At 47.5% G+C, this 24,059-nt stretch carries 23 protein-coding genes; all 23 read left to right on the top strand.

Translation table 11 applies throughout. The features are described 5' to 3' along the window. Window positions 1-1,090 precede the first annotated feature (1,090 nt). The 23 genes from upp (at window position 1,091) to LOR49_RS08895 (ending at window position 23,701) form a co-directional block, all read left to right on the top strand. Window positions 1,091-1,720: a uracil phosphoribosyltransferase gene (gene upp / locus LOR49_RS09005; protein WP_240376165.1), complete on the top strand. Its 630-nt coding sequence runs from the start codon at window positions 1,091-1,093 to the stop codon at window positions 1,718-1,720. Window positions 1,721-1,862: 142 nt separating this feature from the next. Next, window positions 1,863-4,148, top strand: a complete 2,286-nt coding sequence (locus LOR49_RS09000; protein WP_275899592.1) for a S8 family serine peptidase — start codon at window positions 1,863-1,865, stop codon at window positions 4,146-4,148. A 964-nt stretch (window positions 4,149-5,112) separates the two neighbouring features. Continuing rightward, the gene (locus tag LOR49_RS08995; protein WP_240376164.1) at window positions 5,113-5,328 is read left to right on the top strand and encodes an AtpZ/AtpI family protein; all 216 of its coding nucleotides are present in this window, start codon (window positions 5,113-5,115) and stop codon (window positions 5,326-5,328) included. Further along, a complete protein-coding gene (locus tag LOR49_RS08990) occupies window positions 5,325-5,696 on the top strand; it encodes an ATP synthase subunit I (protein WP_240376163.1) in 372 nt (123 codons plus the stop codon). The genes LOR49_RS08995 and LOR49_RS08990 overlap by 4 nt, the downstream gene beginning before the upstream one ends. A 69-nt stretch (window positions 5,697-5,765) precedes the next feature. Further along, on the top strand, window positions 5,766-6,494 hold the full coding sequence (gene atpB, locus LOR49_RS08985) for a F0F1 ATP synthase subunit A (RefSeq protein ID WP_240376162.1): 729 nt from the start codon (window positions 5,766-5,768) through the stop codon (window positions 6,492-6,494). 274 nt (window positions 6,495-6,768) lie between these two features. Beyond that, window positions 6,769-6,981: a F0F1 ATP synthase subunit C gene (atpE, locus tag LOR49_RS08980; protein WP_091659356.1), complete on the top strand. Its 213-nt coding sequence runs from the start codon at window positions 6,769-6,771 to the stop codon at window positions 6,979-6,981. 133 nt (window positions 6,982-7,114) lie between these two features. Beyond that, the gene (gene atpF / locus LOR49_RS08975) at window positions 7,115-7,561 is read left to right on the top strand and encodes a F0F1 ATP synthase subunit B (RefSeq protein ID WP_275899602.1); all 447 of its coding nucleotides are present in this window, start codon (window positions 7,115-7,117) and stop codon (window positions 7,559-7,561) included. Further along, window positions 7,558-8,103 (top strand): F0F1 ATP synthase subunit delta, encoded by a 546-nt coding sequence (locus tag LOR49_RS08970; protein ID WP_240376160.1) that lies wholly within the window; start codon window positions 7,558-7,560, stop codon window positions 8,101-8,103. The genes atpF and LOR49_RS08970 overlap by 4 nt, the downstream gene beginning before the upstream one ends. A gap of 19 nt (window positions 8,104-8,122) precedes the next feature. Further along, a complete protein-coding gene (atpA, locus tag LOR49_RS08965) occupies window positions 8,123-9,634 on the top strand; it encodes a F0F1 ATP synthase subunit alpha (protein WP_240376158.1) in 1,512 nt (503 codons plus the stop codon). Window positions 9,635-9,709: 75 nt separating this feature from the next. Next, entirely contained in the window at window positions 9,710-10,570 is an 861-nt protein-coding gene (gene atpG, locus LOR49_RS08960; RefSeq protein WP_240376156.1) for an ATP synthase F1 subunit gamma, read from the top strand. 40 nt (window positions 10,571-10,610) lie between these two features. Next, window positions 10,611-12,023, top strand: coding sequence for a F0F1 ATP synthase subunit beta (gene atpD / locus LOR49_RS08955; RefSeq protein ID WP_240376154.1), 1,413 nt, complete (start codon window positions 10,611-10,613; stop codon window positions 12,021-12,023). Window positions 12,024-12,051: 28 nt separating this feature from the next. Next, window positions 12,052-12,453 carry a F0F1 ATP synthase subunit epsilon gene (locus LOR49_RS08950; RefSeq protein WP_240376152.1) on the top strand — a complete coding sequence of 134 codons (402 nt, stop codon included), beginning with the start codon at window positions 12,052-12,054 and terminating at the stop codon, window positions 12,451-12,453. An 18-nt stretch (window positions 12,454-12,471) separates the two neighbouring features. Further along, the gene (locus LOR49_RS08945; protein ID WP_240376150.1) at window positions 12,472-12,624 is read left to right on the top strand and encodes a hypothetical protein; all 153 of its coding nucleotides are present in this window, start codon (window positions 12,472-12,474) and stop codon (window positions 12,622-12,624) included. A gap of 1,297 nt (window positions 12,625-13,921) precedes the next feature. After that, complete coding sequence (locus LOR49_RS08940) at window positions 13,922-14,152, top strand: DUF1146 family protein (protein WP_240376148.1); 231 nt, start codon at window positions 13,922-13,924, stop codon at window positions 14,150-14,152. Window positions 14,153-14,638: 486 nt separating this feature from the next. Further along, a complete protein-coding gene (gene murA, locus LOR49_RS08935) occupies window positions 14,639-15,970 on the top strand; it encodes a UDP-N-acetylglucosamine 1-carboxyvinyltransferase (RefSeq protein WP_240376146.1) in 1,332 nt (443 codons plus the stop codon). A gap of 97 nt (window positions 15,971-16,067) precedes the next feature. Beyond that, the gene (gene spoIID / locus LOR49_RS08930; protein WP_240376144.1) at window positions 16,068-17,120 is read left to right on the top strand and encodes a stage II sporulation protein D; all 1,053 of its coding nucleotides are present in this window, start codon (window positions 16,068-16,070) and stop codon (window positions 17,118-17,120) included. Window positions 17,121-17,270: 150 nt separating this feature from the next. Beyond that, complete coding sequence (locus tag LOR49_RS08925; RefSeq protein WP_240376142.1) at window positions 17,271-18,119, top strand: M23 family metallopeptidase; 849 nt, start codon at window positions 17,271-17,273, stop codon at window positions 18,117-18,119. Window positions 18,120-18,392: 273 nt separating this feature from the next. Further along, complete coding sequence (locus LOR49_RS08920; protein ID WP_240376140.1) at window positions 18,393-18,575, top strand: hypothetical protein; 183 nt, start codon at window positions 18,393-18,395, stop codon at window positions 18,573-18,575. Between the two features lie 18 nt (window positions 18,576-18,593). Beyond that, complete coding sequence (locus LOR49_RS08915; RefSeq protein WP_240376138.1) at window positions 18,594-18,896, top strand: hypothetical protein; 303 nt, start codon at window positions 18,594-18,596, stop codon at window positions 18,894-18,896. 179 nt (window positions 18,897-19,075) lie between these two features. Next, window positions 19,076-19,378 (top strand): DUF4212 domain-containing protein, encoded by a 303-nt coding sequence (locus tag LOR49_RS08910; protein ID WP_240376136.1) that lies wholly within the window; start codon window positions 19,076-19,078, stop codon window positions 19,376-19,378. Window positions 19,379-19,409: 31 nt separating this feature from the next. Next, window positions 19,410-21,071, top strand: coding sequence for a sodium:solute symporter family protein (locus LOR49_RS08905; protein WP_240376135.1), 1,662 nt, complete (start codon window positions 19,410-19,412; stop codon window positions 21,069-21,071). Beyond that, a complete protein-coding gene (locus tag LOR49_RS08900; protein ID WP_240376133.1) occupies window positions 21,055-22,995 on the top strand; it encodes a DUF294 nucleotidyltransferase-like domain-containing protein in 1,941 nt (646 codons plus the stop codon). The genes LOR49_RS08905 and LOR49_RS08900 overlap by 17 nt, the downstream gene beginning before the upstream one ends. A 112-nt stretch (window positions 22,996-23,107) precedes the next feature. After that, on the top strand, window positions 23,108-23,701 hold the full coding sequence (locus LOR49_RS08895) for a 3'-5' exonuclease (protein ID WP_240376132.1): 594 nt from the start codon (window positions 23,108-23,110) through the stop codon (window positions 23,699-23,701). The last annotated feature ends 358 nt before the right edge of the window (window positions 23,702-24,059 follow it).

The following is a 24,059-nucleotide window of genomic DNA, read 5'->3' as shown; positions in this document are numbered from 1 at the left end:
ATGTGGTCGCTATTATTGGGTTCGCGCCATTTCACGACGTCATTGGCATGCTATGTGGTCGCTATTATTGGGTTCGCGCCATTTCGCGACGTCATTGGCATGCTATGTGGTCGCTATTATTGGGTTCGCGCCATTTCACGACGTCATCGGCACGCGATGTGGCCGCTATTATTGGGTTCGCGCCATTTCACGACGTCATTGGTACGCTATGTGGTCGTTATTATTGGGTTCGCACCATTTCACGACGTCATTGGCATGCTATGTGGTCGTTATTATTGGGTTCGCACCATTTCGCGACGTCATTGGCATGCTATGTGGTCGCTATTATTGGGTTCGCGCCATTTCACGACGTCATTGGTACGCTATGACGTCGTTATAATCGAGCCCGCACTTTTTCATGACCTCATTGGTATGTTATGAAGTCATTATTATCAAGCCCCCTCATTTTCGCGACGTCATCCGCCTGCTATGGGGTCTCTATTTCTCGAATCGTGCTATTTCATGACGTCATCATCCCGTATGAGGTCGTTATTCATAGGTTCGCGCAGTTTTGCGTCGTCACTGTCACGCGATGTGGTCGCTATTATCGAGCCGGCGCCGTTTCACAACGTCATTGGTACGCTATGACGTCGTTATAATCGAGCCGACACCTTTTCATGACATCATCCATGCGCTATGAAGCCGCTATTTTTCTGCTTGTGCTACTTCAGGGCGTCAACGAACCTCAATGATGTCGTCATTTTTCAACATGGACGTTTTGAGAGCATCAAACAAGTGCTTTGAAGCCGTTATAATTGAGCAGGCACCTTTTCATGACGCCATCCACCAGCTGTGGAGCCACTATTTTCCAAGCCACGCTATTTCACCATGCCATCCACCCTCTATGCTGCTGTTATTTACCACATATCTAAAAAAGGCATCGTTTACCGGCGATAACGTAGCTATTTGCGCACCTATGAGAAAAACCTTTTCATCAAGCACCTTGAAGGATCCCCCATTTTTCGATAGAATTCAAAAAGACAAACTTACTTGCAGGCAATGAAGTGAAAAATGAACGTAAAACAGCGGAGCGAAGGAGCCGATTTTTTTTATGGGAAAAGTGCACGTGTTAGATCATCCATTAATTCAGCATAAACTTACCTTTATTCGCGACATCTCGACAGGTACGAAGGAGTTTCGCGAGCTCGTAAATGAAGTTGCCACACTGATGGCGTTTGAAATTACCCGTCATTTACCTCTCGAAGAAGTAACGGTAGAAACGCCGGTCGGACCGTCAAAGTCCCACGCACTAGCCGGGAAAAAGTTAGGGATTGTGCCGATTTTGCGTGCTGGGCTTGGCATGTCAGATGGGGTATTAAATTTAATTCCAGCCGCAAAAGTCGGTCACATCGGATTATACCGGGACCCGGAAACGCTGAAACCGGTCGAATACTACGCAAAACTCCCGAGTGATGTCGAAGAACGTGAATTTATCGTCGTTGACCCGATGCTTGCGACAGGAGGATCGGCCGTAGAAGCGATCAACAGTTTGAAAAAGCGCGGGGCTTCGAACATTAAGTTAATGTGCTTAATTGCCGCTCCCGAAGGCGTGAAAATGATGCAAGACTTTCACCCGGATGTCGATATTTATTTGGCTGCTCTTGATGAGAAGTTAAATGAAAAAGGCTATATCATCCCTGGGCTTGGCGATGCCGGAGACCGGTTGTTCGGCACCAAATAAGCAGTACATTCATGGCATGGAGAGAAACACTTTCCATGCTTTTTTTGTTCGCAAAGCCGCATTCCATCATTTCTCACTCATACATTTTCCTTTTTGCTGCAATCTAAATGAAAGCGAAGAACTTTCAGCAGGAGGAAAATAAATGAAAAGAACGAGCGTCATGTCTACTCATAAGAAGCGACAACAACAAGTTTGGCAAATCCTCCTTTGTATCGTGATATGTATGGCTAATCTTTATACCGGTTTGACTACACAAACGGCGCGTGCTGACGGTGCCGGGGACACGGCGATTCTCACGTTGGAGGACGGGAGCGATCTGAATACCGTCCGCAGCCGCTTACGGGAAATATACCCAGACATGCAAATTCTTCATTCGTATGAATCAGTGAAGGGCTTGGCTGTAAAAATAAAAAACACACCGCTGTCTCTTCTTACAAGGTTGGAAGGAGTCAAGCGCGCTGACAGGTCAACGGCTTACCAGCCATCGCTTGAAGACAGTGTTCCGTTTATTGGTGCGGAAGCCGTCCGCCGGCAGCGGGATAAACATGGAGACGGGTTAACCGGAAAAGGCATCAAAGTGGGGATCATTGATACGGGGATCGACTACAATCATCCGGATCTGTCTCGTAACTACAAAGGCGGCTATGATTTTGTCGAAAACGATGACGATCCCTTGGAAGGTAAAGGTCCGGACGGAAAACCAACCTTTCACGGTACCCACGTCGCCGGCATTATCGCAGCCAATGGATCGATGCGTGGTGTGGCCCCTGATGCAGACATTTATATGTACCGGGCGCTAGGTCCTGGCGGGCAAGGCTCCACCGAACAAATTATTGCAGCAATTGAAAAAGCGATCGAAGACGACGTTGATATTTTAAACTTATCACTCGGCAATCCCATCAACGGTCCCGATTGGCCGACAAGCAATGCTCTTGACAAAGCAGTGGAAGCAGGAATTGTGACGGTTACTTCAAACGGAAACAGTGGACCATCGATGTGGAGTGTCGGCTCACCGGGAACCGCGGAAAAGGCCATTTCCGTCGGGGCTTCTATTCCGCCATTGCGGAAGCCGGTGCTCACGTTATTTGACGAACCGGAACTTTCTATCGGGATAAAACCGGTTCAAGGCACGGTTCCCTGGCAGTTTCAACGTGATCTGCCGCTTGTAAACGGAGGGCTTGGCCTTGCAGAAGACCTCGAAGCCGTCAACGGGAAGGCGGTACTCATTGAGCGCGGCGGCATCCCATTAGTACGCAAGATCGTGAACGCCCGCAAAGCAGGAGCAGCAGCCGTGCTTCTTTACAACAACGTAGCAGGTGATTTCTCGGTCGGCATCGAAAATCCGGAAACGATTCCGGCGGTCAGCCTGACGCGTGAGCATGGGGAGATTCTACGCGAAGCGATTACGGAAAAAGCAAAGGAAAGTGCGAATCCAACCGTACTCCGCACTATTTTAAAAGAAGAAACCGACCATATGGCATTTTTCAGTTCGAGGGGTCCTGTTACCCGGTCGTGGAAAATAAAACCGGATATCGTGGCACCAGGTGTGGACATAACTAGTACGGTTCCGAATGGCTACCTTCCTTTAAATGGAACGAGCATGGCCGCTCCTCACATTGCGGGAGCAGCGGCGTTAGTCAAACAAGCACACCCTGACTGGGAGCCTGTGCAAATTAAAGCAGCTCTCATGAACACGGCTATTGCCCTGACGGATGAAAAAGACCAGGAATACCCGCCGTTTGTACAAGGTGCCGGCCGCGTCGACATGGAAAAAGCACTGCGTACCGACACGCTCGCCTATCCAGGAACGCTGTCATTCGGCGTCTGGACGATGGATGAAAAAGAAACAACCCATACAGAAAAAATCGTGCTCGAAAACCACTCGAAAAAAACAAAAACGTACCGTTTGCGTATGGATGAAGATCGTCTTCTCGGCGTGAAATGGGACTATCCACACCAAGTCACGGTGAAGCCAGGCGAGAAAAAAACGGCAGACATTCGTTTAGACATTGAAGCCGGTGTCGTGGATTATAAAGAGCTAAGCGGTGACCTGACGATTCACGGAGGCACGGAAGCGATTAAGGTGCCGTATCTGCTATTTATTAATGAACCAAACTACCCGCGAATCGGAGCGTTTGACTTGCAGCCCATCGGACATACGAACGCTTTTCAGTATGAAATGTATATGCCGGGAGGTGCGGAAGAGATTGAAATAGCTCTCTACGAACCAGACACGTACACGTACCTCGGGGTTCTTGATCAAGAGCATGATATTAAACCAGGCCTCTACCAAAAAACACTAACCGCTGACGAATTACCAGTTCCAGAAGGACGGTACCGCGCCGTCGTATACGCCCGCGCCGGAAACCAGGAAGACGTCCTCGAGACATTTATATCGCTAGAAAAAACAAAAATAAACGAACCTTAAAAAATGGGAAAGGAATGCTGGCGCATAGTTGATTGAAACGGAAGGCGGACGACTCATGCGTAGGTCGGCTACGCCTGTGAAAATGAGGGGGGTGATCTTATACGACATCATAGCACCCGGTTGAAGCTGTGAAATAGCATAGGTTGAGAAATAATGACATCACTGAGGTTCGATGACGCCATGAAATAGCGGAGTCTGAGAAATAGGGCCCCCATAGCCGGCGTAAGACGTCGCGAAAAAGCACGTGCTCATGAATAACGCCGTCATAGCACCTGGTTGAAGCTGTGAAATAGCATAGGTTGAGAAATAATGACATCATTGAGGTTCAATGGCGCCATGAAATAGCTGGGTCCGAAAAATAGAGACCCCATACCAAGCGGAACAACGCAGAACCAACACATCGTGTGTAAGTAAGGCCTCACAGATCTGGGTGAAAGGAAGGCAACCTAATTTCACGACGTTCTGTTGCAACGGTACATGCCTCCATCCTGTAGGCCCGAGGCTGAAGTGTTATCCGCGGCAAAAGAAGACACAGTGGAACGAGTGTAAGTGAAGTCTCGAACGGGTGTCGCCCTTCTGCCTTGTAGGTAAAAGCGACCTCCTGAAGGGCAAATTAACATCCTTGATAAAGAGCCAGATTAACAAAATCTGGCCTTTTCTAGATGACTTTTACACAACAGGTGTAAAAAAGATTAATTGTCACGTAATAGTCACAAATCAAATAGGCGGGAACCCTTGGTACAGCAAGGAAAAAAACCTTCTAACACTGATTGACATAAGATGTCGACTATTGTACGATTACAAAGGGTATGTGAGGGATTTACATACTCTCATCACCGACAAATGGAAAACTTGCGCGGGCGTGTCAGCGGAATGTATAACCAGACCATATCTGCGGTGGCAGCTAACAGATTGGATTCCTTACGTAATACACCCAAAATGATGCGGATGGAGGCAGGCTGGTATGGCGAAAAAGCCGTTTCAAGCTATGGCTTTAACCTCTGCAATTTTATCTTATCTGGTAGGCCCGCTTTTAATAGGCATCTTCGGCGGGAAATGGCTGGACGAAAGGACTGGAACCGAACCTTTGTTTCTCATAATAGGTCTCCTGTCCGGACTTGGGGCCGGGGTGTACGGACTGGTCCGTCTGCTCGGACAAGTAGGGGACGGTGAAGAATGAAGTCTTTCGGAGAACATGTCAGGACATACGTTCAGTTAACGCTGTATGCTTTAGCCTTATACGTGCTCGGCTGGGCATTCACTCCTTATTCACTGCTTTTTTTTAGTTTAGGGGTGGGAGCACTCATTGGTCTTTTCAACCTTTGGAGCATGTATCGCGATGTTAAGAAGCTCGGTGAAGCAGCAGAACAAGGGAAGCAGGCTTTTACATTTGGGATGCTGTCGCGCCTTGCGACAGGAGTGCTTGCGGCGGTTCTTATCATCCGCTATCCTGAATCATTTCACATTGCGGGACTTGTCGTCGGTATTATGACACCTTATATCCTTATTTTATTCCACTCTTTAACGCAAATTAAACTCAAAGAGTAGAGGGGAAAAGGAGACCATTGAGCGAGAGTCCGGCTTCAAAAAGATTAGAGCAAAGGGGTGAAATATCTTATGGATCACGGCTCGCCAATTGTTTATGACTTGTTTGGGATTCCGGGGCTTCATGTTAATCTTTCCAACATCTTAATGTTGACTATTTCCGCCATCATCGTTTTTTGTATCGGGTTTTTCAGTGCAAGAAATTTAAAGATGAAACCATCAGGGATGCAAAACATTTTTGAGTGGCTGATTGATTTTGTCAAAAACATTATCAACAGTACGATGGACTGGAAAACAGGGGAACGCTTTTTCGGATTAGGGATCACGATCTTTCTATTGATCCTGGTCGCAAACTTGATTGGGATTCCGTTTATGATCGTCACCGCTCAGGACCACACCGTATGGTGGAGATCACCGACTGCCGATCCAGTAATCACAATGACCTTTGCTGTCATGGTTGTGGTGCTGACTCACTTTTACGGCATTAAGATGAAGGGCATTAAAGAATATGGAAAAGGTTTCTTACAGCCGATGCCGTTTCTACTGCCTTTAAACATTTTGGAAGAGTTCGCGAATACACTCACGCTTGGTATGCGTCTTTTCGGGAACTTGTATGCGAAGGAAATTCTTTTAACGCTTCTTGCCAGTGCCGGGGGAGCAAGTATTCTCGGATTTCTCGGAGCAGGTGTACCAATGATTGCCTGGCAGGCTTTCGGTTTATTTATCGGGGTCATCCAAGCATTCATCTTCTTGATGCTAACCATGGTTTACATGGCGCACAAAGTAGCAGACGACCACTAATTCACAGGAACTAACGGACTGTTCCACACGAACAGCCCATAAAAATGAAGGCTCTTTCGTAATGTTTGTTGCTTTCTCTATGCTTACAGAGCGTCGGGCGTTGACTCCAGCGGGAAAAGCAACAGCTGAAGACCCCGCAAACCTGCATGGTAGGTTGAGGAGGCTGAGGCGTTGCCCGCGGAAAGCATCCGCCCAGAGCGATGATAAGCTGGCAAGCAGGAAATGTAGAAAGACAGCCAAAAACTATTAATTATATTAAGGGAGGATTTTAGTTATGGGAGCTTTAGCAGCTGCAATCGCTGTAGGACTAGCCGCACTTGGCGCAGGTATTGGGAACGCATTAATCGTAAAAGGAACGGTCGAAGGGGTTTCCCGTCAACCGGAACTCAGAAGTACATTGCAAACGATCATGTTCATCGGTGTTGCCCTTGTTGAGGCCCTTCCGATTATCGCGGTCGTAATCGCATTTATCGTAATGGGTCAATAAGGATACTACATTACCTCTTGAAGTGGCGGAGTCAGAACTAACAAACTTCGCCATTCCTTTTGTATGACTGCCGAAAGGAGTGAATGACGTGCCAGAAGTGATTACCTGGGGCGATACGATATTCTCGCTCGTCATGTTTATTATTTTACTTTTGCTTTTGCGTAAATTCGCATGGGGCCCAATGATGAACATGATGAAAGAACGCGAAGAACACGTGGCCAAAGAAATTGAAACTGCTGAAAAAAACCGTAAAGATTCGGAACAATATTTAGAAGAACAAAAGAAAGAAGTGGAGCGCGCCCGTGAAGAAGCGCAATCCATTATTGCAACAGCGAAGAAAACGAGTGAGGTGCAGGGTGAGGAAATTATTGCCCAGTCACGTCGTGAAGCAGAGCGTGTGAAAGAAAACGCCCTTGCGGAAATTTCTCGTGAAAAAGAGCAGGCTGTCGCGGAACTACGCGAACAGGTTGGATCCTTGTCTGTCTTAATTGCAACGAAGATTATTGAAAAAGAATTGGATGAGAAGCAGCAAGAACAACTGATTCAAGAGTATGTCAAAGAGGCAGGAGAACGACTATGAGCAGCTTGGCAGCAGCAAATCGTTACGCCGTCGCTCTTTTCGATCTAGCCAAGGAGAAAAATATTCTCCAGGAAATAAGTACGGAATTAGAAGCGGTACAACAAGTTTTTGAAGAAAACACGAAACTGCCGAAATTGCTTGATCATCCGAATGTCTCTTTAGAGAAGAAAGAACAGCTGATTCGAGAAAGCTTTACCGATTTAAGCAGCACGGTTGTCAATACGATGCTGTTACTCTTGAAGAAGAAGCGCATTGATACCGTAACGCTCATTGCAGAACAGTTCCAGAAGCTCATGCAGGAAGAAGAAAAAGTGGCTCATGCGGTCGTTTACACGGTTAAACCGCTCACTGATTCTGAGAAAAGCATGATTTCGGAAACATTTGCCAAAAAAATCGGTAAAAACACGCTTCATATTACGAATGAAATCGACCCGAGCCTGATAGGCGGTATGAAAATACACATTGGCGATACGATATTTGACGGCAGTGTAGAAGGACAGCTTGAACGTCTCCGGCGCGAGCTTGTTCCCGGGAAACGATAGAAGATAGGGGTGAACGTAAATGAGCAGCATCAAACCTGATGAGATCAGCTCTCTCATTAAACAACAGATTGAAAACTTTCAGGCTGATGTCGAAGCAAATGAAGTAGGAACCGTTATTCAAAACGGTGACGGTATTGCACGTGCTCATGGCCTTGAGAATGTAATGGCAGGGGAACTGCTGGAATTCTCAAACGGGGTTATGGGGATGGCTCAGAACCTGGAAGAGAACAACGTAGGTATTGTTATTCTTGGTCCATATGACGATATTCGTGAAGGCGACGAAGTGAAACGGACAGGACGCATCATGGAAGTGCCGGTAGGAGAAGAATTGCTCGGCCGCGTTGTGAACCCGCTTGGTCAGCCGATCGACGGAAAAGGACCACTTGAAACAACGAAAACACGTCCCATTGAAAGCCCGGCGCCAGGGGTTATGGACCGTAAATCTGTCCATGAGCCGCTTCAGACCGGTATTAAAGCGATTGACTCGATGATCCCGATTGGTCGTGGGCAGCGTGAGTTAATCATTGGTGACCGCCAGATCGGTAAGACATCCCTTGCCATCGACACCATCATTAACCAAAAAGATGAAGATATTATTTGTATTTATGTCGCGATCGGCCAGAAAGAATCAACAGTAGCCGGCCTCGTGGAAACCCTTCGTCAAAAAGGAGCGCTCGATTACACAATTGTTGTAAACGCCGGGGCATCTGACCCTGCACCGCTTCTCTACCTCGCACCGTATGCAGGTGTTTCGATGGGTGAAGAATTCATGTATAACGGCAAGCACGTGCTTGTTGTGTATGACGATCTTTCCAAACAGGCAGCCGCTTACCGTGAGCTTTCTCTTTTGCTCCGTCGTCCACCAGGCCGTGAAGCTTTCCCGGGTGACGTTTTCTACTTGCACTCCCGCTTGCTGGAACGTTCCGCGAAGCTCAGTGATGATAAAGGAGCCGGTTCTCTAACCGCCCTTCCGTTCATCGAAACACAGGCTGGTGACGTTGGTGCGTATATTCCAACAAACGTTATCTCCATCACGGATGGACAGATTTTCTTGCAGGCAGACCTCTTCCACTCCGGCGTTCGTCCAGCGGTGAACCCAGGTATTTCGGTATCCCGTGTTGGTGGTTCTGCCCAGATTAAAGCAATGAAAAAAGTATCCGGTACGCTGCGTCTTGACCTCGCTTCTTACCGTGAATTGGAAGCATTCGCACAGTTCGGATCTGACTTGGATAAATCCACACAGGCGAAATTGTCACGTGGTGAACGCACGGTTGAAGTACTCAAGCAGGATCTTCACCAGCCAATGCCTGTTGAAAAACAAGTAGCGATCATTTACGCACTCACTAAAGGATTCTTAGACGACGTTCCTGTAGTAGACATCAAGCGCTTCGAATCCGAACTGTTCGCTTACTTGGATTCCAACCATAAAGACCTCTTGAACGGCATCCGTGAAACCGGAAACCTACCAGAGGCAGAAGACTTTAACAACGCAATCGAAGGATTCAAAAAGACATTCAACCCTTCAAAATAATAAATGATTAAGGTGAGGGCTTCTTAACGAGGAACGCCCTGACTTTCACACCGTGTGGAAAAGGTGGTGAAACAGATGGCATCATTACGTGAAATCAAAACACGGATTACTTCCACGAAAAAGACGAAACAGATTACAAAAGCGATGGAAATGGTATCGGCCGCTAAATTGAACCGTGCCCAAACAAACGCACAGTCCTACGAGCCGTATACCCAAAAGATCCGTGATGTCGTAACAAGTATCGCTTCCAGCAACACCGAAGCGACTCACCCGATGCTCGAGGAACGTCCGATTAAAAAGACAGCGTACGTCGCCATTTTCTCAGACAGCGGACTTGCCGGCGGTTACAATGCGAACTTGCTTCGTTCTTTTCTCGATAAGCTAAAAGAGCGCCACAACTCCACAGATGAGTACGGCGTCATCGTAGTGGGCCGCATTGGCCGTGACTTGATTAAAAAGCGCGGGATTCCGATTTTGGGAGAGATCACCGGACTTCCGGATGAGCCGGCGTTTACCGATATTAAGGAAATCACCCGGTTGGCGGTCGATTTGTACGCCGACGAAAAAATTGACCAGCTTTATCTTTGGTACAACCACTTCGTCAGCCCGATCCAGCAGGACGTAACAGAAACAAAACTGTTGCCGCTCACCGAGCTGTCCGAAGGAGCCGAAGTAAAGCAGTCTTACGAATATGAGCCTTCTGCAGAAGCAATTTTAGAACAGTTGCTTCCTCAATATGCGGAGAGCTTAATTTTCGGAGCCCTGCTCGATGCGAAAGCAAGTGAGTTTGGAGCCCGTATGACTGCCATGAGTGCAGCAACGGATAATGCGGATGGCTTAATTGATGATTTAACCTTGTCCTATAACCGCGCGCGGCAGGCAGCCATCACTCAGGAAATCAGTGAAATTGTTGGCGGCGCTGCAGCACTCGAATAATAGATAGATGGAACGTATGATTTAGTTAGGAGGGAAAAACATGAGCAATGGACGCATTACTCAGGTTATGGGTCCTGTCGTGGACGTCGCATTTCCAGATGGACAGCTCCCAGAATTGAACAATGCTCTCACCGTTTCCCAGAAAGCCCAGGCCGAAGGGGAAGCTGATATAGAGGTAACATTGGAAGTGGCGCTTCATTTAGGAAATGACACCGTGCGCACAGTCGCCATGGGTTCAACAGATGGCCTGATTAGAGGTGCGGAAGTAGTGGACACGGGTTCCGCTATTACAGTGCCTGTCGGTGAAGCGACGTTAGGCCGAGTATTTAACGTACTTGGAGAAACGATTGACTTAGACGAAAAGATTGATTCAACGGTACAACGTGATCCGATTCACCGGGAAGCTCCTTCCTTTGATGAATTATCGACCACAACTGAAATTCTCGAAACAGGTATTAAAGTTGTAGACTTGCTTGCCCCTTATGTAAAAGGTGGTAAGATCGGTCTCTTCGGCGGTGCCGGTGTAGGGAAAACGGTTCTTATCCAGGAACTAATCAACAACATTGCACAGGAACACGGCGGTATCTCTGTTTTTGCCGGCGTTGGAGAGCGGACTCGTGAAGGGAACGACCTTTATTTTGAAATGACAGACTCCGGCGTTATTAAGAAAACAGCGATGGTATTCGGTCAGATGAACGAGCCGCCTGGTGCCCGTATGCGTGTTGCCTTGACTGGTCTTACTATCGCCGAGCACTTCCGTGATGTGGACGGACAAGACGTGCTTCTCTTTATTGATAACATTTACCGCTTTACTCAAGCAGGTTCTGAAGTATCTGCCCTTCTCGGTCGTATGCCGTCTGCGGTTGGTTACCAGCCGACACTCGCAACAGAAATGGGTCAGCTTCAAGAACGGATTACGTCTACGAAAAAAGGTTCGGTTACATCCATTCAAGCGATTTACGTACCAGCCGATGACTATACGGACCCGGCTCCGGCTACAACATTCGCCCACTTGGACGCGACGACAAACCTAGAGCGTAAACTATCAGAAATGGGTATTTACCCAGCTGTGGATCCGCTCGCTTCTACGTCTCGAGCACTTTCTCCTGAGATTGTGGGAGAAGAGCACTACAGTGTGGCTCGTCAAGTACAGGAAACTCTGCAAAAGTACAACGAACTTCAAGATATTATTGCGATCCTCGGTATGGATGAATTGTCAGAAGACGACAAGCTCGTCGTTCACCGTGCGCGCCGGATTCAATTCTTCTTGTCGCAGAACTTCCACGTCGCTGAGCAATTCACCGGCCAAAAAGGTTCTTACGTGCAAGTAAAAGATACGATTCGCAGCTTTAAAGAAATCCTGGAAGGTAAACACGACGACGTGCCAGAAGACGCATTTCGCCTCGTAGGTCCCATTGAAGACGTCCTTGAAAAAGCGAAGTCTATGTCCTAAAGAGGAATGCTGGTAAGGAGGATGTATCATGCCGACAATTAATGTCAATGTTGTCACTCCTGATGGCACCGTATTTGATGGGGATGTAGACATGGTCAGTGTTCGTGCTCAAAGTGGTGAGCTCGGAATACTGCCCGGCCACATTCCGCTGGTAGCTCCGCTTACGATCGAAGCCGTCCGTTTGAAAAAAGGAACGAATACGGATCTTCTCTCGGTAAGCGGCGGCTTCATTGAAGTCCGTCCGGATAAAGTCACCATCCTCGCCGAAGCGGCAGAGAAACCGGAGGAAATTGATGTAGATCGCGCCGAACAGGCAAAAAAACGTGCGGAAGAACGCCTCCAGCGTGCCAAACAGGATGATACCGATTTTAAACGAGCCCAGCTCTCCTTACGACGTGCCACGACCCGCTTGAAAGTGGCAGGTAAATAAAGAGCAGGCCCATATAAAATGAGAGACAACCCGGCCCGTTTTCATAACAAGCCAGCCGGATATAAACGAAAAGCTGTTCTGAACGTGAAAACGGATCAGAACAGCTTTTTTGTACCTGCTGCCTCCCTAAAAAAAGACAACTGTCATTTAGAAAGAGCGGGCGGCGGTTAGTGTTAGTGAGCAGGTATGACGTCCTCAAACACCGCACTCTGAAAATTAACCGGCCCATAGAGATTGTATGATGCCGTGAAAACATGCACTTTATAAAATAACAACCATATAGCACTGATATGACGTTGCGAAAAAGCATACACAGGAAAAAAACGACATCATAAGGGCTGTATGATGTCATGAAAAAGCTTTGTCTGAAACATAACCGCCCCATAGAGATTGTATGATGCCGTGAAAACATACACTTTATAAAATAACAACCATATAGCACTGTTATGACGCTGCGAAAAAGCACACACAGGAAAAAAACGACATCATAAGGGCTGTATGATGTCATGAAAAAGCTTTATCTGAAACATAACCGCCCCATAGAGATTGTATGATGCCGTGAAAACATGCACTTTATAAAATAACAACCACATAGCACTGATATGACGTTGCGAAAAAGCACACACAGGAAAATAACGACACCACAAAGGTCGTATGACGCCACGAAAAAGAGAGCAACGAAAAATAACAGCATCATAGCAAGTGAATCACGCCATGAAAAAGGGCATACTGAAAAATAATGACCACATAGCGCTAGTATGATGCCGCGAAACATTGCTCGTTGAAAAATAACGCCGCCATACGAGTTGTATGGCGTTGTGAAAAAGAGAGCCCTGGAAATTAACAGCACCATAGAACCTGTTTGAAGTCGTGAAAAAGAACAATCTAGAAAACAATGCCATTACACGGGAAGTATGACGCTGTGAAAATGAACGATGTGAAAAAGAAAGACATCATTAGGAATAAATTACTCACGGACACTTCATAAGACCAAAAATGAGCAAGAGCGGTTCTAATTTGGTCTTATGGCGTCTTCATAAGACCAAAATGGGCTAGAACAGGTCCAACCTGGTCTCAGGATCGCTTCACAAGACTAGAAATGTGCTGAACCGAGTCAAAACAGGTCTCATGAACAGCGTCGGTTCTGCATGCCCACTCTTACCATTACCATTTGATGATTGTTCCCAGCCAGTTTGTAAGATATGTTGAAAACAGCCCCTTTATTATTACAAATATGTTACATTAACCGCATCATTTGTAACAATACCGTAAAAATATCATAATTTTACACCAAAAATTTGCCAAAGTAGTATACAATAGAAAGGGAGCATTTTTGGCCTCTCTGGACGCTTACAGGCGGGTCGCATTAATTTTTAGGCCTATTTCCTCTTTTAGAGATCGACAAAATGCCCTAAGATATTGTTCGAGTTGTGTGTGTAATTGGGGCAGAGTGTTAGGAGTTTTGGAGATGCACCCTGAAGGACAGGAAGCGTTATTACATATTCTCGTGAACCTCTTTTTTTTAGTCATCGTCTGGTGGAGCTTGCAGACGTTTCGCTTTGACGTATTCGTGCGCAACCCGTCAGGATCGAAGGCTAAGTTGTTGATGATTTTTATCACAGTGGCAATCAGTCATCTCGTAAGTTCATTTTTTCTAGATTATCTGGACGTTTCACTAATGCTCCGGTATTTATTTTGATGGGAAAAAGTGACTCGAACTAGCTCGTGTGTATCCCTAGATCTTCCATGTATGAACTTGTCCACATAGGTGAAAATGAATAATAAGAAGAAATTCGAAAATCTAATGACATGATGGGATAGGTTTAGTGATAAAAAGGTCCGGGAATGTATGTCCCAGTATCTCCCGATTTTAAAAAGCGAACGACAGCCTTATTGCTTTTCCGCACATTGGCTGGGTTAGAAAAACATAGGATATCCGCCTTTTTTTTATAACCTCCTTTCAGCATCAATGCACTTTGATGACAGCGACAGAAAATGCACCAAAGATTGGGCGCCCGTTTCAAAGAAGGACAGGGAACGCCTATTTAGACTAATGAATATGTATATAGTAAAGCGAGACAAAAACCCTGTCTTTTTTAAAATGGTTCAGCGGGCAGGAAAGCTATCTAAACGTAAAAAGAATGAATATACGCAGTAACAATAAACGGACGCGGAGGGGAATACGTTGGATAAAATATTAGTGAGGGGAGGGAAGCGGCTAAAAGGCAGTGTAAAAGCAGAAGGTGCCAAAAATGCTGTATTGCCAGTAATCGCCGCTTCTCTTCTTGCTGAAGAAGGAACGAGTACCATCTATGATGTCCCGTCTTTAGCAGATGTATTTACGATGAAAAATGTGTTAGCTCATATGGATGCGGATGTGCAGTATGAGAACGGAGTATTCACTGCTAATTCCCAAGGTTCGCTGCGGACAGAAGCCCCTTTTGAATATGTTCGGCAAATGCGGGCCTCCTTCCTCGTTATGGGTCCACTCTTAGCGAGAAAGGGACGTGCGCATATTGCCCTTCCAGGAGGATGCGCAATCGGTTCACGGCCAATTGATCAGCATCTAAAAGGCTTCGAAGCGATGGGAGCAGAAGTTGAAATTGGCAGTGGCTATATCGCAGCGACTGTGAAAGGGCGCCTGCAGGGAGCACGGATTTACTTGGATTTTCCAAGTGTCGGGGCAACCGAGAACATTATGATGGCTGCGACTCTTGCTGAGGGAACGACAGTGCTTGAAAACGTAGCAGAGGAACCGGAAATCGTCGATCTGGCCAACTACCTGAATGCCATGGGCGCAAAAGTTCGCGGAGCAGGCACGGGTACGATTCGGATCGAAGGGGTCGACCGTATGCATGGTGCCGAGCACAGCATTATTCCCGACCGAATTGAAGCAGGATCCTTTATGGTTGCTGCCGCGATCACCGGCGGGGAAGTATTCGTAGAAGGAGCTCTCCATGAACATCTGCGCCCGCTTGTTGCGAAGATGAGAGAAATGGGCGTCATTATTGAAGAAAAGGATAACGGCATGCGCGTTATTGGGCCAGATATCCTGCGGCCCGTTGATATCAAAACAATGCCTCATCCAGGATTTCCAACAGATATGCAAGCACAGTTAATGGCACTTCTCACGCAGGCAAAAGGTACATCCGTCATTACCGAGACCGTTTTTGAGAACCGCTTTATGCACGTCGAGGAGTTCCGCCGGATGAATGCTAATATTAAAATTGAAGGCCGTGCCGCCATTATCACCGGTCCCATACGTTTACAAGGGGCAGAAGTGGCCGCCACCGATCTCCGCGCAGGAGCAGCACTTATTTTAGCCGGCCTGGTAGCAGAAGGTGAAACGGCAATCACCGAGCTTCGGCACTTGGACCGCGGGTACGTTGACTTTCATAAAAAGCTGCAATCACTTGGAGCGCGTATTGAACGTGTTTCGGTTCCCGATGAAAATGAACTGGAAGCGGCAAATGAAACGCAACCGAATCTTGCTGCTCTTCGTACCGCTCATAACTAAATACTTCAAGCACAGCCGGCTGGTCGATATACCAAGTCGGCTTTTTTCTATATTCCGGCATAACGAAGCAGTCCCCCTCATAAAGTAGAAGGTATCCATGATTGCAGGGGAGGGCAGCTTCACCGTGAAAAAAAAATACGTATTTATCGCGATCCTAGGGATGGTGCTGTTCTTTTTTGTTCCCATTGTTTTAGTCATGATTCCATTCGGCACCGATGAGGACAAGGCCTTTCTATCGATAAGAAAAGGGGAGAATGCGGCGGAAACAGTAGAAGAAGCAGCCGCGACAGCTGAGAAAGCGTCAGAAGCGGACGCAAAGCCGATGACCGTCCCTGTTTTTCGCAGTGAGACGGAGACAGTAGAAAAGGTTGATTTGGAAGAATACGTCGCCGGCGTAGTGGCTTCCGAAATGCCCGCTGAATTTGAAATGGAAGCGCTGAAAGCACAGGCGTTGACAGCGCGCACCTATGTGGCAAAACAAATCAATTCCCCGGCAGACATTAATCTTCCTGACGGCGCCCTTGTCACCGACACCCCGATGCACCAAGTATTCCAAAGCCAGGAAGAGCTCCGTGACAAATGGGGCGACGATTTTGAATGGAAAATGGAAAAGATTCATAAAGCGGTTCAAGCCACGAAAGGACAAGTCCTAACGTATGAAGGGAAGCCGATAACTGCGGCATTTTTTTCGACGAGCAATGGCTACACGGAAAATGCGGAAGATTATTGGCAAAACCCGGTCCCGTACTTACAAAGTGTCAAGAGCCCGTGGGATAAAACATCCCCTCGTTATGAAAATGAACAGCGGATCCCGGTAGAAGAAGTCGAACGCCTTCTCGGGGTTACGATTGGCGGCGGAGAAACAGGAGAAATCACCGAACGAACAGAAGGCGGACGTGTAGCCGCCGTAAAACTGGGCGGAAAAACATTTCACGGCCGCGAAGTCCGGGAAACGTTAGAACTCGATTCCAGTGACTTTCAGATCGGCCGTGACGGCAATAATTTAGTCTTCCGCACGAAAGGCTGGGGCCACGGCGTCGGCATGAGCCAATACGGCGCCGAGGGTATGGCAAAAGAAGGGAAAAATTACAAAGAAATCCTCCACCATTATTACAAAGGCGTCGACATCGCCAACTTAACCAACACATAAGGAAATTCCCTTATTGTGCAGAAAAAATCAACTTTCTAACAACAGTACTTGAATGAAGAAACGAACGAATTAAAAGCAATAAAAAAATCATTTTTGAAATAGGTATATTTTTCCTCAGACCTGTTCACAATGGGTCCTGAGGTGATAATCATGAAAGATGAAGAAAAACAGCGTCAACCAAAAGGAGCAGGATGGACGAAAAAAAGCTGGTTCTGGCCTGCTGCTTATTTTAGTGCAGGAGCCGTGATCCTAGGAGCCTATTTTCTCATTCAAAGCCCGGCAGGTACCGATCAAGCAGATGAGGGACCGGCAATCGAGGAAAATGAATGGGATAATGCTTCGGGTGAGTGGGATGATCAAGACGGCGATGCCATGCCAACTGCTTCCGGAGATGAGACGATAGAGATGCCGGTGATGGATGAAGAGGGCGTAGATATTATTGGATATTATTACAATCATGATGCAGCAGCGGAAGAACAGCAAGACGCTCTCGTGTATTACAATAATATGTACTACCAGAACAAGGGCATTGATATCGCGGCAAAAGACGGCGAAACGTTTGAAGTCACAGCGGCAGCGACTGGCGAAGTCATTCGGGCCGAAAAAGATTCTGTTAACGGCTACATCGTAGAAGTAAAGCACGATGATAATATTGTCACGTCGTACAGCAGTTTGGAAGACCTTCGTGTGGAAGAAGGCGACACAATTACACAAGGTTCTGTCATTGGGATGGCAGCAAGAAACCTGTACAACAGTGACGCAGGGATTCATGCTCATTTCGAAGTACGCAACAACGGCGAGCCACTTGACCCAACCGACGCCTTCCATCAGAAAGTAAAGGATGTAAAGCAGGAAGACGGCGACCAGGAGAAGAAGGATAAAGAACAAGAAGACAGCGAACAAGACGAGGCTGATCAAGAGCCAATGGATCCCCTTGCGGATGACGGAAACGAAGACGAGCCTGAAGAAGAAAATACAGAAAAAGATACAAAAGAATAAACAAATTTCCCGACTGTTCAGGAGCCGAGCCCTGGACAGTTTTTTTGTTGAAACATTTTGGTGAAAAAACAAACCGTTACCTAGATAAAACACTTCTTTATATAGAAGCCATTTTCGATAAAAAACAACGATTCATTGTTTTCTTATGACTACTTGAATGAAAATCAAACATTTGCAATAATGTGGTATAACAAAAATAACGAGAACGTAATAATAAAGTAACGGGTTAGTACACATTACTACCAGTTCCATATTTCTTAGGGGGGAAGGCAGATGCTGTTACTTATTATCTTCTGGATCATCGCCTTAGGAAGTGTCATCGCTACGATTAAGTGGAAGAAGCCGCTGTTATTAACCGTTCCCATTGCCCTCTTAGCCTGTTTCGTTGTTGTCGAGATTATCAGAGTACCCATGCCTTTCTGGAAAACAGTCCAGTTCATTTTCGACCTTCGCTAAAAGAAAGGAGACGGACGGATGAAACGAAACCGGCCCAATGCGCAGGAGGAAGAGCCGCGCTGCACGAAATGCGGCCACGCGAATATGCTCTCGATCTCTCCGACCCGCTATGCTTTCACCATGTCGACATTACCTGTTGGTCTCGCCTTAGTAATTGGTTTCTTCATAGAACCGCTGATGTTTTTGTTTATACCGGCTATTATTTTAACCAATCATCTACTCGCAAAGAAAAAAGCCCCATTCCATTTTTGCAAAGCATGCAACCACATGAACAAACAACCCCAGAAACAAAACTCGCATATTAAAAAAATCTCAACGTAACTATTACTTACATACCAGTACGCTCGGTGTATTTTTTAAAATTGTTACCAGTCTGGGAAGGAGTGAGAGACCATTCCTCCAGATTCTTTTGCTATGGAGTTTCCCGGCTTTTAAGGGGGTGAGGCCTAAAGAGCAGAAAGAAAATTTTAACCAAAACATTTTTTCAGGAGGGGAGTTTTATGAAAAAAGTAGACAAAGAGGTAGCCGAGGCTTATTTTCGTGCCCGCACACGGATGATTGTCATTTTTCTTATTATCGGTTTTTTAGTGTCTTTCGGTGTTGTCGCTTTTGCCGAATTCTTTTCCCAATTTACGTTTTTAGGGGTAGAGTTTCATTATTACATGGGATCCCAGGGAGCGGTTGTTATTTTCATCATTTGCCTGTTCTTGAATGCCATTTTCAGTGATAAAATAGACCGAAAATTCGGTATTGATGACAAAGTAAGTGTGACGATCAGCAACAGCAAAAATATCGAACAATAAATAAGCAGGGACAGCTCAAGGGGGTTAACAGATGGATGCACAAACGATAATGTCTTTAGGGTTAATTATCGCAACTTTCGCACTTTATATTGGGATATCGATATTTAACCGGGCTCGTGCCACCTCTGATTTTTACGTCGCAGCCCGCGGAGTCCCGCCGGTTTGGAACGGGATGGCGATCGGCGGTGACTGGATGAGCGCCGCCTCCTATATCGGGATGGCCGGGACGGTAATGGCTCTTGGTTACGACGGCCTTGCTTATATTATGGGCTGGACTGGGGGATATTTACTGCTTACCTTCCTGCTCGCGCCGCAGCTTCGGAAATACGGACGCTATACGGTGCCGGAATTTATCGGAGACCGGTACATGAACAACACCGCTCGTCTCATCGCTGCCATTGCCACCCTGATTATTAGCTTTACGTATATTATCGGGCAGTTGTCTGGTTCAGGCGTGGTCATCGGCCGTATTTTAAGCATTCCGGCGATGTATGGAACGATGATCGGGGTCGTGGTTATTGCTATCTATGCAACGCTCGGCGGGATGAAGAGTGTGACGTGGACCCAGGTGGCGCAGTACATGATTTTAATTGTGGCCTATATTATTCCGATTGTTTTTATGTCCCTGCAAGTCACAGGCAATCCGCTTCCGTGGCTCACGTACGGGAACGTCATCGACGAAATCGGCGCGATCGACCGTGAGCTTGGATTGTCGGAATATTTTGCCCCATTTGCAGAAAGTGAGAAATCACAATTTCTCGCTCTCATGTTTACGTTAATGGTCGGAGCTGCTTCGCTTCCGCACGTGATTGTCCGGTTCTTTACCGTAGCTACGATGAAAGCGGCGCGGTGGAGCGGAGCATGGGCCTTGCTCTTTATCGGGCTTCTCTACTTGTCTGCCCCGGCCTATGCTGCGTTCTCGCGTTTTATTTTAATGACACGAATTGCCGGGCAGCCGATTGATCAATTGCCGGCCTGGTCTGAAAACTGGATTAATATTGGTCTGTTAAAAATTGCGGATCAAGACGGAGACGGCATGTTAGATTGGACAGAAATTGAAGTCAGCCCTGATATGGTTGTTATGGCGACACCTGAGATTGCCAATCTCGGTATCTTTGTCATCGGCTTGATGGCTGCAGGGGCAATGGCTGCGGCGCTCTCTACGGCCGGGGGGCTGCTTGTGACGATTTCGTCCTCGTTTGCGCACGATATTTATTACCGGCTCATTAATCCGCAGGCCTCAGACCAGAAGCGTTTGAAAGCCGGACGGATTGTGATGATTTTGGCCACCGTGGTTGCCGGTGTGGTTGCCTTGGATCCTCCTGGGGTGATTACACAAATTGTCGCGTGGGCGTTTGCGCTTGCCGGCGGAACGTTCTTCCCGGTACTTGTGCTCGGTGTCTGGTGGAGACGGATGAATGCAGCCGGAGCGATTGCCGGTATGCTCGTCGGGCTCGGTACGACGCTGACTTACATTTTCCTTGCGTTAAGCGGCGTTACCCTCTTCGGAATTATCGATACCGGAGCCGGGATCTTCGGAGTGCCGCTTAACTTCCTAGCGTGTATCATTGCTTCCAAGATGACGGAGCCGCCTGCCCAGCACTTACAGGATGATGTCACGGACCTTCGTTACCCGGAACAAATGACTTACAAAGATGGAGAGGTTTGGATAAACGATGGAACCAGAAATTAAGGTTTTCCAAGATTCCATTTATAACCACCCAATATTCAGCGGCGCTTCTGCCGCTGAATTTGGTGGTTTAATGGAAGAATGCACATTGCGTACGTATGAAAAAGATGAGAATATTCTTTACTCCGCAAGTCCGCGTAACGGGCTGCTTTTAATGCTTGAGGGCTTGACAGAAGTATATGTTGCCTTAAGCGACAGGGAGGAAAGCCACGAAGTGTTAGAGGTGCTTGAGCCGCCGGACATCATCGGGTTTTCCAGCTTAGCGGACTTTCTCGGTGAACAAGCTCCTTTTGACTATCCGCATACCGTGGAAGTGCAGGCGGTGGAAGAATCAGTATGCCTTCATATCCCGTACTCGGTAATGGAAGCACGCTGGCGCCATGAAGAAGTAAGAGACTATGTATTGCGCCAAGTATCCATTCGCTTGCGTGATATTTACGCGTCTCTTGCGGAACAGGTTCATTTAGCTAACCAATGGGGGGAAAGTGATCCGTTTATTCAACGGGTCCAAGATGTAATGAACACACCTGTTATCACGATCTCAACGGATGCGACGATACAGGAAGCAGCCAAGACAATGGGACGCGAGCAGGCAAGCTCCCTCGTCGTCGTTACCGAAAAGAATGACCTTGCCGGCATTATAACAGAGCGGGACCTCGTCCAACGAGTGATCGCTTCGGGAACCAGCGGGTCGGCTGCCGCTCGTAGTGTCATGACAGAAAACCCGCATACGATATCGGCTCAAGCTTATTACTACGAAGCGATGTCGAGCTTTTTAGTGAATGGCATCAAGCATCTGCCCGTAACCTTGCAGGAGGATGCACAACAGGTTATCGGAATGATCACCCTCTCCGATCTGTTGCAAAAGCGAAACCGCGGGAAATTTAACGTGTTACAAAAAATGGAAGAAGCGGATGCGGAAACACTCCCTGCCATCAAGCATGCGATTTACGACATTCTCGCCCATTTAATTGAAGACGGCATCCCGGCTCTCCAGTTGATGAACATGATTACGAGCCTCTTTGACCGTCTTGCCCAGCAATGTGTCAAATTGGCAGTAGAGGAGGTAGAAAAACAACACGGGAAGCCGCCCGTCCCCTTTGCCTTCTTTCTCATGGGAAGCGGAGGACGAGCGGAACAATTTATGCTGACGGACCAAGATCACTTTCTCGTTTACCAGGACGCCGCCACAGAAAGTGCGAATAAGGAAGCCGCGGCTTACTACCGCGCTCTCGGCCTTGCAATCGTCGTATGGCTGGAGCGGGCCGGATACAAACGCTGTGACGGCAACATGATGGCAAGCGAGGCGAGTTGGCGGGGGACAACGAGTCAATGGAGTGACCGGTTGCGCACGTGGGGGCTGCGCGCGACGAACCAAAATATTTTACTCGGGCACAATTTCCTCGCTTTTCGTTTTTTAGCCGGTGATCAGGCTACCCGGGATCAATTCGCCCGTACCGTTCAGGAACAGCTCCAAGCCTCCACCATTTTTCTGTACCGGGCTGCCGAACTGGAACAAAACTTACTAGTGCCGCACTTAGATCATCCAGTCCGTGCTCTTTTCCGCCTAAAGCGGGAAGGCATCAACATCAAAAAAGAGGCGTTGTTCCCTTTTCACCACTCACTGCAAATACTCGCCGCCAAACATCACATATTCGGGGGCACACCCCGGGACAAGATCGAAGCCCTGCACCGTAAAGCTGTTTTTCAAGACACTTTCGTCGACGATTTGCTGTTTGCTTATGAGACAGTCCTGAAAATCCGTATCGAAAAATCGTGGTACCGCTATGAAAGAGGGGAACGGCCAACGAGCGAATTGAAATTTTCACAGATGAAATCGCGGGAGAAAGAAGCGTTGATGCACGCGCTCAAAATCATACGTTCTTTGCAAGCGCAGGCCGTCAATGCTTTTGGGATGAGACTATGAAGGAGGACGACGCTTTAATACGAGGAGGTGGGCCAGCATTATTTTTTGGAAAAAGAAATCCCAACAGTACAAGTTTGGTCAAGAGCCGCCCCTAAACACACCCCTTCGCGACATGAACGTCACCGTTTTCGACACGGAGACGACAGGATTTGCAGTCGGCAAAAAAGACCGCTTGATCGAACTTGGTGCGGTTCAAGTGGAAGGGATGACCGTAACCGACAAGACCTTCCATACGTATGTGAATCCGGACCGCAATATTCCCCGGGAAATAACAAATCTCACCGGTATTCGTCAGCAGGATGTCGAAGGCGCGCCGTCTGCTTTGGAGGCGATCAACGGCTTTTATGAATTTGTTAAAAACAATAACAGCAATGGCTGGGCCGGGCATTATTTAGCTTTTGACATTCTTGTTTTAAAAAAAGAACTGCAGCGCAGCAACTATTCGTTGGAGCAACCCACCTATATGGATACGCTCGATATGATCGGCTATTTAAATCCGACATGGGAAATGCGCGACCTCACGCATTACGCCCGTGAATTCGGCACCCGCCTCTTTCAACGACACAGCGCCCTCGGCGACGCACAGACAACCGCCTATCTCCTCGTCGAACTCTTCCGCCACATCGGCGACCGTGGCAAGCATACACTAGGCGACTTAATCGACATTACCAGGAGAGACAACGGCATCACCTCGCCCCTGCTCTAACAAGCCCGGATCTTGTTAACGCGCGGGCAGGGGGCGTGTGAAGCCGTGAAAAAAGATATCGCCGGACCTAGCAGCGTCATAGGGTTGGATGAAGTCTGTTGAAAATAGCAACGCCGCAGCACTCGTATGGAGTCGTGAACGGAGCGAAGGGAAGAAATAACGACGTCATAGGCCCGGAATGAGGTCGCGAAAACAGAGAGAGTGCGAAGTAACAGCGTCATAGGGGTTGAATGAAGTCGTGAAAATCATTTTTGTTGAAAATAACAACGCCGTAGCACCCGTATGGAGTCGTGAACGGAGCGAAGGGAAGAAATAACGACATCATAGGCCCGGTATGAGGCCGTGAAAACAGAGAGAG

Source organism: Bacillus piscicola (assembly GCF_022458745.1).
Classification (GTDB): domain Bacteria; phylum Bacillota; class Bacilli; order Bacillales; family Marinococcaceae; genus Alteribacillus_A; species Alteribacillus_A piscicola.
This window is presented reverse-complemented; position numbering and strand designations above follow the sequence as displayed.

Bases quoted from the DNA above. Each gene is read 5' to 3' on its own strand.
- atpB (WP_240376162.1), top strand. From the start codon at position 5,766: ATGGATCACGGCTCGCCAATTGTTTATGACTTGTTTGGGATTCCGGGG.
- spoIID (WP_240376144.1), top strand. From the start codon at position 16,068: ATGATTGCAGGGGAGGGCAGCTTCACCGTGAAAAAAAAATACGTATTT.
- LOR49_RS08905 (WP_240376135.1), top strand. From the start codon at position 19,410: ATGGATGCACAAACGATAATGTCTTTAGGGTTAATTATCGCAACTTTC.
- LOR49_RS08910 (WP_240376136.1), top strand. From the start codon at position 19,076: ATGAAAAAAGTAGACAAAGAGGTAGCCGAGGCTTATTTTCGTGCCCGC.
- atpA (WP_240376158.1), top strand. From the start codon at position 8,123: ATGAGCAGCATCAAACCTGATGAGATCAGCTCTCTCATTAAACAACAG.
- LOR49_RS08925 (WP_240376142.1), top strand. From the start codon at position 17,271: ATGAAAGATGAAGAAAAACAGCGTCAACCAAAAGGAGCAGGATGGACG.
- LOR49_RS08945 (WP_240376150.1), top strand. From the start codon at position 12,472: ATGAGAGACAACCCGGCCCGTTTTCATAACAAGCCAGCCGGATATAAA.
- atpD (WP_240376154.1), top strand. From the start codon at position 10,611: ATGAGCAATGGACGCATTACTCAGGTTATGGGTCCTGTCGTGGACGTC.
- LOR49_RS08900 (WP_240376133.1), top strand. From the start codon at position 21,055: ATGGAACCAGAAATTAAGGTTTTCCAAGATTCCATTTATAACCACCCA.
- LOR49_RS08895 (WP_240376132.1), top strand. From the start codon at position 23,108: ATGAACGTCACCGTTTTCGACACGGAGACGACAGGATTTGCAGTCGGC.
- upp (WP_240376165.1), top strand. From the start codon at position 1,091: ATGGGAAAAGTGCACGTGTTAGATCATCCATTAATTCAGCATAAACTT.
- LOR49_RS08990 (WP_240376163.1), top strand. From the start codon at position 5,325: ATGAAGTCTTTCGGAGAACATGTCAGGACATACGTTCAGTTAACGCTG.
- LOR49_RS08970 (WP_240376160.1), top strand. From the start codon at position 7,558: ATGAGCAGCTTGGCAGCAGCAAATCGTTACGCCGTCGCTCTTTTCGAT.
- LOR49_RS08915 (WP_240376138.1), top strand. From the start codon at position 18,594: ATGAAACGAAACCGGCCCAATGCGCAGGAGGAAGAGCCGCGCTGCACG.
- atpG (WP_240376156.1), top strand. From the start codon at position 9,710: ATGGCATCATTACGTGAAATCAAAACACGGATTACTTCCACGAAAAAG.
- LOR49_RS08940 (WP_240376148.1), top strand. From the start codon at position 13,922: ATGCACCCTGAAGGACAGGAAGCGTTATTACATATTCTCGTGAACCTC.
- LOR49_RS08995 (WP_240376164.1), top strand. From the start codon at position 5,113: ATGGCGAAAAAGCCGTTTCAAGCTATGGCTTTAACCTCTGCAATTTTA.
- LOR49_RS08920 (WP_240376140.1), top strand. From the start codon at position 18,393: ATGCTGTTACTTATTATCTTCTGGATCATCGCCTTAGGAAGTGTCATC.
- LOR49_RS09000 (WP_275899592.1), top strand. From the start codon at position 1,863: ATGAAAAGAACGAGCGTCATGTCTACTCATAAGAAGCGACAACAACAA.
- LOR49_RS08950 (WP_240376152.1), top strand. From the start codon at position 12,052: ATGCCGACAATTAATGTCAATGTTGTCACTCCTGATGGCACCGTATTT.
- atpF (WP_275899602.1), top strand. From the start codon at position 7,115: ATGTTTATTATTTTACTTTTGCTTTTGCGTAAATTCGCATGGGGCCCA.
- atpE (WP_091659356.1), top strand. From the start codon at position 6,769: ATGGGAGCTTTAGCAGCTGCAATCGCTGTAGGACTAGCCGCACTTGGC.